The organism is Streptomyces sp. NPDC037288 (assembly GCF_055603265.1).
The window spans coordinates 1-12,088 of the sequence record NZ_JBVJVY010000012.1; the positions used below are offsets into that span (position 1 = coordinate 1).

The following is a 12,088-nucleotide window of genomic DNA, read 5'->3' on the forward strand; positions in this document are numbered from 1 at the left end:
GGTCGGAGCACATGTTCAGCCGAAGGCCGCTTCCATGTACGGCGGTTACCGGACCAGGTGATCAAGTTCGACACACCATTCGACGCCGGACGTTAAAGATCAAGTTAGTGCTGCGCCGGCCTTCTGTTTCCGCCCAGCCGCCTGATACTCCGGCGGGGGTGCGGGGATCGCGGATGCGTGACCGGAGACCACCTACCTATCGATGTCCTGCGGTACCCGGGCCCGCGTCTTCCGCCCGGGCGATCCTGATGGTGCTCGACTCCTGCGTTCTTCCCTCGGAACCAATCACTTGCAAACAGGGACTGCCTACTGCTGGTACTGCAACCGCGTCAACTGCAGTCCTGCTCACGGCGACCTCTCGTCACTTCAGGCCACCCGGTCCGGTCGTCAGTCCCGTCGCCGTCGTACAACAACCTGGCTTCGAATTGCTGCGGCTCGACAGTGAGGTCTCCCGCTGAGCCGATCTGCGAATGCTGGGCCCCCGCGCGTAGTGCAGGTCCGACGCACGGATGAGACCCAGAGCCGCCCGCGGAGCTTCCCGTGGCGCCGCCGACCGGCGCGGCGCGTCGACCGCGATTCTCTGCCCCCTCCGGCGAGCACGGTGGCTCCGGTGAGTTGGCGGGCGGGGCATCGGGTGGGCAAGGGCCGGGCATGAACGATCCCCAGACGAGGGTGACCCTGATGAACACGATGTCCGTCAACGCCACAGCTGCCCCGTTCCACGCGGCCGTTGCCGACGCACGCGATACCGCCCAAGCGTTCATCGAAGACGTGCGGCAGCCGAACGGCAGCCGACCAATGCCTCGAGGCACGCCCCTGGCCCGCAGCCGCCGCACATGCGCACCCCCTGACCTGTATTGCGGCGCCAGGGGAGCCGTATGCGCCCGTCTCGCCCGGTTGCGCCGACGTCCAGGCCGCCCGGGCGGGCCGGTGCATAGAATCCGATCCCATGTCGAAGCCTGACGAGCTGCTCGTTGCGATAGCCGCCCTTGTGGAGTCCGGGCAGAGCAATCAGATGTCCCTGACCGTGATCACCGATGGTGCTGTCATCACCGGTCGGCTGGCTCCAGAAGCCATGTGGAGGCAGAGGGTGTCTGAGGTGCTGACGGACTCCGCCGACCTGGGCGAATTCTCCGCCGTCTTCGACACCCCCGCCAAGAAGGACGGGCCGCCCACGCATCTGCATTTCCACGTCGCCCGGATCCTGCAGGGTACGGTTGGGATCCCGGAGACAGGCGGGATGTACCGCGTTGCGATCGAGGACGTCAGTGCCTGGACCGTGGGCGACTTCAGCTACTCCGACCACTGACCCACCGGGACGGCACACAGTGAGGCCCGACCGGCACGCCGGTCGGGCCTCACTTCTCGGTTCGGCTCACACCTGTCCGTACGTGAGGCGGACAGCGGGAGCGCCGAGCGTTGCGGACGCCGGCTCGTACGGGCCGGCCATGGGCGCAGATGCGGCGGTAGGGCGGGTGCGGCAGGTGAAGCCGAGTTGGGTCATGGCCCTGAGGACTTCACCGGTGCTGAAATCGCGGCGGTCCTGGCGGGTGATGACCTGGCCGACCTGCTTGGCGGGGTAGTGGCGTCGTCCGATGATGACGAACTCACCGGTGACCGGCTCGGGTGTGACGCCCTTCATCGATTCCACCACGCCGCTCTTGGTCAGGTCGAACGGGAAGCGGGCGATGACACAGCGCATGATGCCTCCAGGGAGACGAGAAGACGGGGCCGGGTGGGGTGAGGGCGGTTCAGCGGGAGAGGGCGAGGACGCCCAGAGCGTTGCCGTGTTCGTCGACCACGGGCGGGGCCCCGAGCCGGTGGCAGTGCATCGCACGTTCGGCTTCGGCCCTCGTGGTCAGTGGTGAGGCGCAGGGCCCGATGACGTCGGCGACGTCACGCAGGCGGATGCGGTCCGTGTATCCGGAACCGTCACGAACGGCCGTGAGCCGGGCCCGGGTGACCAGGCGGGTGCACAGACCGTCCTCGTCGCAGACGACCAGATGACCTGTACGGGCGGCGGCCATCACGGACAGTGCCACCTCCACGGTCATGTCCTCCCAGACCTGCGGTCCGGCCGCGTCCATGGTGTCGGCCTCCGTGCCGTGCGCGGGGTGGGCGCTCGCCTGGCGGAACTGCGTCTGGTCCAGCGTCAAAGGGTGCCTCCTGCGGAGTCGGGCGGGCTTCCTGACACGAAGGTTCTATGCCGCCGCACCGGCGGTGGACTGCCGTACGGGCGCGCGGCGGGCCGCCGAGACGGGGCGGCGTCGGCCGCGTGAGGTGGCGCCGCGCTTCTTGGAGCGTTCGACCACCGGTGCGGTGATGACGACCGGGATGCCGGAGGGAGTCTGGGCGCCGGTGATGCGGTACAGGGCCTCTTCGCCGACGCGGACCTGGGTGGTCTGCGGGACGATGCCGGCCGCTGCCATGAGGCGCGTCATGCCGCGGCGCTGGTTGGGGGTGACCAGGGTGACGACACTGCCGGACTCTCCTGCGCGGGCGGTACGGCCGCCACGGTGGAGGTAGTCCTTGTGGTCGGTCGGCGGGTCGACGTTGACGACGAGGTCGAGGTTGTCGACGTGGATGCCGCGCGCCGCGACATTGGTCGCCACCAGTACGTTGACGTGTCCGGTCTTGAACTGTGCCAGCGTGCGGGTGCGCTGCGGCTGCGACTTCCCGCCGTGCAGGGCGGCGGCCCGTACTCCGCTGTTCAGGAGGTGCTCGGTGAGACCGTCGACGGCGTGCTTGGTGTCGAGGAACATGATCACGCGGCCGTCGCGTGCGGCGATCTCGGTGGTCGCGGTGTGCTTGTCGGCGCCGTGGACGTGGAGCACGTGGTGCTCCATCGTCGTGACCGCGCCGGCCGAGGGGTCGACGGAGTGCACGACGGGGTCGGTCAGGTAGCGGCGCACGAGCAGGTCGACGTTGCGGTCGAGAGTGGCGGAGAACAGCATGCGCTGGCCCTCGGGGCGGACCTGGTCGAGGAGGGCGGTTACCTGCGGCATGAAGCCCATGTCGGCCATCTGATCGGCCTCGTCGAGGACGGTGATGGAAACCTGGTTCAGTCGGCAGTCGCCACGGTCGATGAGGTCTTTGAGGCGTCCCGGTGTGGCGACGACGACCTCGGCGCCACCGCGCAGCGCGCTCGCCTGCCTGCCGATCGACATCCCGCCCACCACCGTGGCCAGCCGCAGCTTCACGGAGCGGGCGTACGGGGCGAGCGCGTCGGTGACCTGCTGCGCCAGCTCGCGCGTGGGGACGAGGATCAGCCCCAGCGGCTGCCTGGCCTCGGCGCGCCGCCCGGCCGTGCGGGCCAGCAGCGCCAGCCCGAAAGCGAGGGTCTTGCCGGAGCCGGTGCGGCCACGGCCCAGTACGTCCCGGCCGGCGAGAGAATTCGGCAGGGTCGCGGCCTGGATCGGGAAGGGTACGGTCACGCCTTGCGCGCTGAGCGCGCCCAGCAGCGCCCCGGGCATGTCGAGATCGGCGAAGCCCTCTGCGGCGGGAAGCGCGGGAGTGATCGTCCTGGGCAGCGCGAACTCCCCCTGGACCGCGGCGGGCCTGCGGCCGTAACCACCGGAACGGCTCGGCCCGCCGGAGCGGCTCCTGGCCGACGAACCGAATCGGCTGCCACCCCTTCCGGAGTCGGCGCTGCCGTTACGGGTGCGGGCGAAGCGGTCGTTCGTGCGTGTGCGGTTCATGCGGAACCTTCCTCGATGCGGCACATATCAAGGAATTCCCGCAGTGATCAGCAGCACAGAGAATTGCAAGAATGGACCGGTGGAATGCGAAAGCGAATCTGACCGACGAAAAATCCGTGCGGCACAGGAGGAGCTGGAATGAGTGGCGCGAAGCGGACGCAATGTCCGGGCGTCCGCCGTGAAGGGATGCGCGCACCCCGGAGGATGCTCCGTATGCGGTGAGCCTACGGGTTTCCTGGTTGTCGTCCGCAGGCGAAACCACTGCGGGAAAATGCGAGTAGCTGGGGCCCGCGCCCCGAAGGACGCGGGCCCCAGCTACAAGTACGCGACAGTCAGCGTCAGGCGAGAACGATGTTCTCGGCCGTCGGGCCCTTCTGGCCCTGCGCGATGTCGAAGGTCACCTTCTGACCCTCCAGCAGCTCGCGGAAGCCCTGGGCGGCAATGTTCGAGTAGTGGGCGAACACATCAGCGCCGCCACCGTCCTGCTCGATGAAGCCGAAGCCCTTTTCCGCGTTGAACCACTTCACAGTACCAGCAGCCATGTCATTTCTCCTTTGGGGCAGTGCATCGGGATCCGCACTGCACGGACCCCGTGTCGCCGCGATGATCACCCCGCCGGGAAAAAGACCGGATCACAAAAGTGCTTCCAGTGGCACAGGCGCCGCCCGGAGGGCACTTGAAGTTTTGGGAACCACAACTGCAACTGAGATCGACAGTAGCACGCCGCAGCGGCCTGTGTACGGTGAAGAATCCCACTCGACTTAATGCGGTAGAGAATCTGCCTGCCTGTTCCGTTGAAATCTCGGCTCGCGGGCACAGATTTTGACCCAGCCGGAGCGCAACGTTTCGGGGAGCATTGGGGGCGCGCCCAGCGTAAGGGCTGCGCCCCAAAGGAATGGTGCGGGCAGCGTCCTGGTGCGGCAACGCCGTAGCACGAGGAAATGGACCGGCTGATGGATCAGTACCTGACCCTCGACGACCTTCACCAACGGGAACGCGTCCTGAAGCAGGTGGTGCAGCTGGTCTTCAGCCATGCCTTCGCGGAGACGGTGCTGTGGCTCGCCGTACGAGCCTCAGTCCCGGACGGCGAGGAACTGACGGCCCGGGTCGAGGAAGTACATCAGCTCAACGATCTCGTCGGGGACATCGAGCGCCTTCCTGCCAGCGATCCCGGGCGGAGGAAAGGGTGCAGCGGGCCTTCGCGCTGATACGGCAGGACATCAGGGACGAGGAAGACCTCCTCCTCTCCCGGTTGCAGGACACGATGGACACCAGCCGGCCCCCACACTCGGCACCACCTGGGCGGCGGTACGACAGACCGCCCCGACGCATCCGCACCCCGTCATCCCCCGGCCGCCTCCCGGGAACGCCCTGCTGGATGTACCGCTGAGCGACGCTCTGGGCATCGGCAGCTCCGCCTCACGACGCAGAAGGTGATCGCGGCCTGGCGGGATGCTCGCTACCGCTTTCGTGGCTGTCGCGGCACAGCGCCCCAAGCGGAGCTGAGCGCCCGGAACCGTGTTCCTTGCCGGAGCCGCGTCGATCATCGCCGGAGTGCTGCTGTGGCCGGCCCTGGTCCGGTCGCCGCCCGACGCGACGCACGAACCGCACAGTCCACCCGCTCATTCACACCCTGACACACCATCAGAGCGAGCGTCACATGAGCGTCAGAACTGCCTGGCGTGGACCCTGCGAAGACCGGGAGCACCACGCGCCCACCTTCCCCGTCACTGAACGAAGCCGCAGGTCAGGGGCGTACGTCCGGCACGCGACCTGCTCCACGTCATGCGCCCACCGAAACACGTCGCGCGACCGGCCCGGATCCTGGGAAATCAGCGAAACAGCAGGTCAGAACCCCTTTGTAGCAGGCTCCAAAATCGCCACGCACTCCACGTGCGACGTCATCGGAAACAGGTCGAACGCCCGGAGCGTCCGCACCCGGTAACCGCCCTCGCGGAAGTACGCCAGGTCGCGGGCCAGCGCGGCGGGATCGCAGGCGACGTAGGCGATGCGGCGGGCGCCCAGGGAGGCGAGGTGGGCGACCGTCTTGCGGCCGGCGCCGGCGCGGGGCGGGTCCAGGACGATCAGGTCGACCTCGGTGATGCCGGTGCGCGGCAGGACCGACTCGACCTTGCCCTGTTCGATGCGGACCCGCGGGAAGTCGGCGAGGTTGTGCCGCGCGTCCTCCACCGCCCGCTTGCCGGACTCGATGCCGAGGACCGCGCCCTTCTCGCCGAGCCGGTCGGCCAACGCCCCCGCGAACAGCCCCACCCCGCAGTAGAGGTCGAGCGCCGTCTCACCCTTGCGGGGCAGCAGTCCCTGCATCACCGCCGTCACGAGGGTGTCGGCCGCCTTGGGGTGGACCTGCCAGAAGCCGCCACTCGCGACGCGGTGAGTACGGCCGTCCGCACGTTCGCGGACGAAGGGGCGGCCGTGAACGCGGTGGACTCCTCCGGACTTCTCGTCGACCCGCAGGACCGACACCGGCTTGTCCAGTTCGACCAGGGGCAGCCGGCCGCCCGGGCGCGGGGTCAGGATCACCTGGCGGTCCTGCGAGCCCGTCGCCGCGATCGCCTCGACCGACTCCATGCCGGTCCAGTCCCGCCGTTCGATGCCCAGCTCGCTGACGCCCTCCGCCGCGATCATGCAGTGGTCGATGCGCTCGATCTCGTGCGAGCGGTGGCGGCGCAGGCCCGCGTGGCCCTCGGCGTCGACGGCGTACTGGACCCGCGTACGCCACTGCGGGACCTGGCCGGCGGGCAGCTTGTCGCCCTCGGCCGGCATCACCGTGCCGTCCCAGCCGACCTCCTCGGGCGTGAGGCCGGCGAGCCGCTTGAGCTGTTCGGCGATCACCTCGCCCTTGAGGCGGCGCTGGGCGCCGGGCTTGGCGTGCTGCCAGTCGCAGCCACCGCAGCGGCCGGGGCCGGCGAAGGGGCAGGGCGCCTCGATGCGGTCCTTGGAGGCCTCCAGGATCTCCACCGCGTCCGCGCGGAGGAAGCGGGCTCCCTCCTCGCCCTCGGTCACCCTCGCCACCACTCGCTCGCCGGGCAGCGCGTGCCGGACGAACAGCACCTGCCCCTCGGCGGTACGGGCGATGCAGTGGCCGCCGTGGGCGACGGGGCCGATCTCGACCTCGTACTCCTCCCCGGCCAGCGACTTCTTCGGTTCTGCCTGCATGGCGGGGTGACTCCAGATCGGGAACGGGAAACGGCCGGACAACAGCCCACCAGTTTACGTGGCTGTCGTCCGGCCGCTCACCACGGGCCGGAACCCGGGCTATCCCGGGGTCCCCCGGGATCAGCCCTCCGAGCTCACTCCTTGGCCGCCGACGGCTCCTTGGGCCGCTCCGCCGCCGGACCCCGTCGTACGGCACCCGGGGCGCTCCACTCCTGCCGCTTGCGGGCCCGCATCTTGGCCGCCTCGGAGGACGCCAGCTGATAGGGCACGGAGGTGACCATCACGCCGGGCGTGAAGAGCAGGCGGCCCTTCAGGCGCAGGGCGCTCTGGTTGTGCAGCAGGTGCTCGTACCAGTGGCCGACCACGTACTCGGGAATGATCACGGAGACCGCGTCGCGCGGGGACTCCTTGCGCAGGCCCTTGACGTACTCGATGACCGGCCGGGTGACCTCGCGGTACGGCGAGTCCAGGACCTTCAGCGGTACGTCGATGCCGCGCCGCTCCCACTCCTCGCGCAGCGCCTTGGTCTCGGCCGGGTCGACGTTGACCGTCAGCGCCTCCAGGGTGTCCGAGCGCATCAGCTTGGCGTAGGCCAGGGCACGCAGGGTGGGGCGGTGGATCTTGGAGATCAGGACGACCGAGTGCACGCGGGACGGGCGGATCAGGTCGTCGTCCGGCTCCTCGGGTGCCGTGAGTTCCTCGGCGACACCGTCGTAGTGCTTACGGATCGCGGTCATCGTCGCGTAGAAGATGCACATGCCGAGCAGGGCGACCCAGGCGCCGTGCGTGAACTTCGTGACGAGGACGACGACCAGCACCAGGCCGGTGAAGAAGGCGCCGAACGCGTTGATCGCGCGGGAGCGGATCATGTGGCGGCGCTTGGCCTGGTCCTGCTCGACCGCCAGGTGGCGGTTCCAGTGCCTGACCATGCCGGTCTGGCTGAGCGTGAAGGACACGAACACGCCGACGATGTACAGCTGGATCAGGCGCGTGGAGTCGGCGCCGTAGATGACCACCAGCAGGGTCGCCGCTCCCGCGAGCAGCACGATGCCGTTGGAGAAGGCGAGGCGGTCGCCGCGGGTGTGCAGCTGGCGCGGGAGGTAGCGGTCCTGGGCGAGGATCGAGCCGAGCAGCGGGAAGCCGTTGTACGCGGTGTTCGCGGCGAGGAACAGCACGAGGGCCGTGGCCGCCGCGAGGACGACGAACAGGAAGCTGCCCTTGCCGAAGACCGCCTCGGCGACCTGGGAGATCACCGGGTTCTGGACATAGCCGGAGCCGAGCGGGTGGCCGTTGTGGAGCAGGTCGGTGGCCGGGTTCTCGGCCATGCGGACCTTGGTCGACATGGCGAGGGCGATGATGCCGCAGAACATGGTGACGGCGAGCCCGCCCATCAGCGCCAGCGTGGTCGCCGCGTTCTTCGACTTGGGCTTGCGGAAGGCCGGGACGCCGTTGGAGATCGCCTCCACACCGGTGAGCGCGGCACAGCCGGAGGAGAAGGCGCGCAGCAGCAGGAAGACGAGCGCGAAGCCCGCGAGACCCTGGTGTTCGGCCCTGATGTGGTAGTCGGCGGTGGGTGCGTGCATGGTGTCGCCGAGGAGCAGGCCGCGGACGGCCCCCCACGCGATCATGATGAAGACGCCGCCGACGAACACGTACGTCGGGATCGCGAAGAGCTTGCCGGACTCCTTCACGCCGCGCAGGTTCATCAGCGTCAGCAGGAGGATCACGGCGACCGCGCACAGCACCTTGTGCTCGACCACGAAGGGGATCGCCGAGCCGAGGTTCTCGATGCCGGAGGCGATGGAGACGGCGACGGTCAGGACGTAGTCCACGAGCAGGGCGCTGGCCACGGTCAGGCCCGCCTTGGGGCCCAGGTTGGTGGTGGCGACCTCGTAGTCGCCGCCGCCGCTCGGGTAGGCGTGGACGTTCTGCCGGTAGGAGGCGACGACCGTGAACATCAGCACGACGACCGCGACGGCGATCCAGGGGCTGAAGTGGTACGCCGACACGCCCGCGATGGACAGGACCAGCAGGACCTCCCCCGGCGCGTAGGCGACAGAGGACAGCGGGTCGGAGGCGAAGACGGGGAGTGCGATGCGCTTCGGCAGGAGCGTTTCGCCCAGCCGGTCACTGCGCAGTGCGCGCCCGATCAGGATCCGTTTGGGCACGTCGGTCAGTTTGGACACGACAGAGGATGGTAGGCCTTCGAACAGGCAGCCGCCCACCCGGTGCCCGTGTTCTGCCTCACGAGTGAAATCAGAGGCGCACTGAACTGCGGATTCCGTCGTCCGCGCGCTCCCCGTGCCTAGATGGCAGACCCCGCCTGTCATCGCACCTCGGAGGTTCCATGCCCGCCACCGCGGAGCTGATCGGGGCGACTCTCGCCCTTCTCGGCCTCGGAATCCTGACCCTGTGCAGCGTGCGCAGCATCACTCGCCGGCGCCCGCCCCCGGTGATCGGGGGGACGCGGACCGCTGACTCCGCTGACGCCTGACCGCAGACCGTGATCGAGGGGAACCGGCGCACGGGGGTGCCCACCCTCCGGCGCCCGTGTGTAGCTTTGGGCGTCGGTCTGAGACCCTGATGCTGAGCAGTAACTTTTGGACACCGGAAGGACGGTCGTGCACATCGTCATCATGGGCTGCGGAAGGGTGGGTTCCACTCTTGCCCAGACCCTGGAGCAACAGGGGCACACGGTCGCCGTGATCGACCAGGACCCCACCGCCTTCCGCCGGCTGGGACCGGGATTCGGGGGCCGCCGGGTCACCGGCGTCGGCTACGACCAGGACACCCTGCGCGAGGCGGGCATCGAAGAGGCCGGCGCCTTCGCCGCCGTCTCCAGCGGTGACAACTCCAACATCATCTCCGCGCGCGTGGCCCGCGAGATGTTCGGCGTGGAGAACGTGGCCGCGCGCATCTACGACCCGCGCCGTGCCGAGGTCTACCAGCGCCTGGGCATCCCGACCGTGGCCACGGTCCGCTGGACCGCCGACCAGATGCTGCGCCGCCTGCTGCCCTCGGGCGCCGAGCCGCTGTGGCGGGACCCCACCGGCGGCGTCCAGCTCGCCGAGGTGCACGCCTCCGCGAAGTGGGTCGGTCACAAGATCAGCAAGCTGCAGGAGGAGACGGGCGTCCGGGTGGCGTTCCTGACCCGGCTGGGCGAGGCGATCCTGCCGACCTCGCAGACGGTGCTGCAGGAGGGCGACCTCGTGCACGTGATGATGCGGACGGACGAAACCGAGAAGGTCGAGGCGGCGTTCGCCCAGGGCCCGGAAGAGGAGGGCGGTCACTGATGAGGGTCGCCATTGCCGGAGCCGGCGCAGTCGGCCGCTCGATCGCGGGCGAGCTGCTGGAAAACGGCCACGAGGTCCTGCTCATCGACAAGGCCCCGACCGCCATCTCGGTGGAACGGGTGCCCCAGGCGGAGTGGCTGCTGGCCGACGCCTGCGAGATCACGTCCCTGGACGAGGCGGCGCTGCAGCGCTGCAACGTCGTCATCGCCGCGACCGGCGACGACAAGGTCAACCTGGTCGTCTCGCTGCTCGCCAAGACGGAGTACGGCGTCCCGCGCGTCGTCGCCCGCGTCAACAACCCGAAGAACGAGTGGCTGTTCAACGAGGCCTGGGGCGTGGACGTGGCCGTCTCCACCCCGCGTCTGATGTCCGCCCTGGTCGAGGAGGCGGTCTCGGTCGGCGACCTGGTCCGTCTGCTCCGCTTCAGCCACGGTGACGCCAACCTCGTCGAGCTGACCCTGCCCGAGGAGTCGGCCCTGGCCGGTACCCAGGTCGGGGACGTCGAGTGGCCCGAGGACACCTCCCTGGTCACGATCATCCGCGGTACCCGCGTGCTGACCCCGTCCAAGGAGGACTCCCTGGAACCGGGCGACGAGCTGCTGTTCGTGGCCGCCCAGGCCCGGGAGGAGCAGTTGGAGGAGCTGTTGTCGGTGCGGCGGGGCGAGGCCTGACCGAGCCGACACGAGGAAGGGCGCCCTTGGCAGCAAGGGCGCCCTTCTCGTCGTACGACGGCCGGCTACGCCTCCCGGCGGTGCCGCCCGCCCGAGGGTTCGCCGCCCTCGGCGGCCAGCGCGGCCCTGCGTTCCTCCTCGGCCTTCTCCTCCGCCTCCATCTCCGCGAACACGTCGATGGGGGCCGGCGCCTTCGCGAGGAAGACCCAGGTCAGCCAGACCGCCAGCAGGAACGGCGGGATCTTCAGGGCGACCAGGACCCAGCCGAGCCTGGCGGTGTCGGACCACCAGTAGAGCGGGAAGAGGATCGCGCACTTGGCGAGCAGGATCAGGCCCCAGGCCCAGCTGGCCTTCGCGTAGGCCTTCTTGCGGCCGGGGTTGCGGGTGCGCCAGGAGAGGTTCTCCTTGAAGACCGGGCCGAGGATGAGGCCGATCAGGGGCACCCCGGCGAGGGTCGTGACGATGTACGCCAGCGCCAGGCCCAGCGTGTAGAGCATGCCGGGCAGGTAGAAGTCCTTGGCGTTGCCGGTGAACATCGCGAAGACCACGCCGAACACCACGCCGAACACACCGCTGAAGGCGTGCTTGACGGTGTCCTTCATCACGAGCCGGATCACGACCAGGACCAGGGAGACGACCAGCGCCGCGATCGCCGACACATGCAGGTCCTTGTTGACCGTGAAGACCGCGACGAAGAGCAGGCCCGGCACGACCGTCTCGACCATGCCGCGGACACCGCCGAACGCCTCGAACAACGCGGCCTCGGTCACCGCGCGGGCGTCGCCGGGCTCGTCGGGGGGATTCTGGTCGGTGCTTTCGGTCGGCTTGTCGAGGGACGTCACCGGCTACTCCCGTCCGAGGGGTCGCAGTTCGTACTTCGGGTTGAAGAGCACCCGGCGGCCCCGGCTCATCGAGATCCGGCCCGATGCGATCAGCTTGCGCCCCGGTTCTATGCCCACGATGGAACGCCTGCCGAGCCACACCACGTCCAGCGCGGCGGAGCCGTCGAACAGCTCGGCCTCCAGGGCCGGGACCCCGGCGCGCGGTCGCAAGGTGACCGTGCGCAAGGTACCAGTTACGGTGACGATCTGCCGGTCGTGGCAGTCACCGATCTTGGTGCAGCCCGCGGTCTCGGCATCTTCCCGCAGCTCCTCTGACTCCAGGTCCTCCTGCGAGGAGGAGAGCCGGTCGAGCATGCGCCGGAACCGGCCGGCCGGCTTTTCGGAACGAGGAACAGCACTCATACCTG

Annotated in this window: 12 protein-coding genes; 4 read left to right on the forward strand and 8 right to left on the reverse strand. The window is 69.1% G+C overall.

Annotated elements, in window-relative coordinates; translation table 11 throughout:
• Nucleotides 1-949 precede the first annotated feature (949 nt).
• The gene (locus ACZ7GZ_RS16390) at nt 950-1,309 is read left to right on the forward strand and encodes a hypothetical protein (RefSeq protein ID WP_471024651.1); all 360 of its coding nucleotides are present in this window, start codon (nt 950-952) and stop codon (nt 1,307-1,309) included.
• Between the two features lie 66 nt (nt 1,310-1,375).
• On the opposite strand, the gene ACZ7GZ_RS16395 is transcribed toward ACZ7GZ_RS16390, so the two are convergent.
• The 4 genes from ACZ7GZ_RS16395 to ACZ7GZ_RS16410 all read right to left on the reverse strand — a co-directional run bounded on the left by ACZ7GZ_RS16395 (nt 1,376) and on the right by ACZ7GZ_RS16410 (nt 4,240).
• Complete coding sequence (locus tag ACZ7GZ_RS16395) at nt 1,376-1,702, reverse strand: SCO5918 family protein (RefSeq protein WP_471024652.1); 327 nt, start codon at nt 1,700-1,702, stop codon at nt 1,376-1,378.
• Nucleotides 1,703-1,751: 49 nt separating this feature from the next.
• Complete coding sequence (locus tag ACZ7GZ_RS16400; protein WP_471024654.1) at nt 1,752-2,156, reverse strand: CBS domain-containing protein; 405 nt, start codon at nt 2,154-2,156, stop codon at nt 1,752-1,754.
• 45 nt (nt 2,157-2,201) lie between these two features.
• Nucleotides 2,202-3,698: a DEAD/DEAH box helicase gene (locus tag ACZ7GZ_RS16405; RefSeq protein ID WP_471024656.1), complete on the reverse strand. Its 1,497-nt coding sequence runs from the start codon at nt 3,696-3,698 to the stop codon at nt 2,202-2,204.
• Between the two features lie 338 nt (nt 3,699-4,036).
• Entirely contained in the window at nt 4,037-4,240 is a 204-nt protein-coding gene (locus ACZ7GZ_RS16410; protein ID WP_014145516.1) for a cold-shock protein, read from the reverse strand.
• Nucleotides 4,241-4,651: 411 nt separating this feature from the next.
• Here ACZ7GZ_RS16410 and ACZ7GZ_RS16415 point away from each other — a divergent pair, with 411 nt between their 5' ends.
• Nucleotides 4,652-4,906, forward strand: a complete 255-nt coding sequence (locus tag ACZ7GZ_RS16415; RefSeq protein WP_471024657.1) for a hypothetical protein — start codon at nt 4,652-4,654, stop codon at nt 4,904-4,906.
• A 640-nt stretch (nt 4,907-5,546) separates the two neighbouring features.
• Here the strand turns inward: ACZ7GZ_RS16415 and ACZ7GZ_RS16420 are convergent.
• Complete coding sequence (locus ACZ7GZ_RS16420) at nt 5,547-6,875, reverse strand: class I SAM-dependent RNA methyltransferase (RefSeq protein WP_471024659.1); 1,329 nt, start codon at nt 6,873-6,875, stop codon at nt 5,547-5,549.
• Between the two features lie 134 nt (nt 6,876-7,009).
• On the reverse strand, nt 7,010-9,061 hold the full coding sequence (locus tag ACZ7GZ_RS16425; RefSeq protein WP_471024660.1) for an APC family permease: 2,052 nt from the start codon (nt 9,059-9,061) through the stop codon (nt 7,010-7,012).
• Nucleotides 9,062-9,496: 435 nt separating this feature from the next.
• Between ACZ7GZ_RS16425 and ACZ7GZ_RS16430 the strand changes: the two genes are divergently transcribed.
• Both ACZ7GZ_RS16430 and ACZ7GZ_RS16435 read left to right on the forward strand, forming a co-directional pair.
• A complete protein-coding gene (locus tag ACZ7GZ_RS16430; RefSeq protein WP_471024662.1) occupies nt 9,497-10,168 on the forward strand; it encodes a potassium channel family protein in 672 nt (223 codons plus the stop codon).
• Nucleotides 10,168-10,839 carry a potassium channel family protein gene (locus ACZ7GZ_RS16435; protein WP_471024663.1) on the forward strand — a complete coding sequence of 224 codons (672 nt, stop codon included), beginning with the start codon at nt 10,168-10,170 and terminating at the stop codon, nt 10,837-10,839. The genes ACZ7GZ_RS16430 and ACZ7GZ_RS16435 overlap by 1 nt, the downstream gene beginning before the upstream one ends.
• 65 nt (nt 10,840-10,904) lie before the next feature.
• Here ACZ7GZ_RS16435 and ACZ7GZ_RS16440 read toward each other — a convergent pair whose 3' ends face one another.
• The gene (locus ACZ7GZ_RS16440) at nt 10,905-11,681 is read right to left on the reverse strand and encodes a DUF3159 domain-containing protein (protein ID WP_471024665.1); all 777 of its coding nucleotides are present in this window, start codon (nt 11,679-11,681) and stop codon (nt 10,905-10,907) included.
• A 3-nt stretch (nt 11,682-11,684) separates the two neighbouring features.
• Nucleotides 11,685-12,083, reverse strand: coding sequence for an OB-fold nucleic acid binding domain-containing protein (locus tag ACZ7GZ_RS16445; protein ID WP_076095565.1), 399 nt, complete (start codon nt 12,081-12,083; stop codon nt 11,685-11,687).
• Between the last annotated feature and the right edge of the window lie 5 nt (nt 12,084-12,088).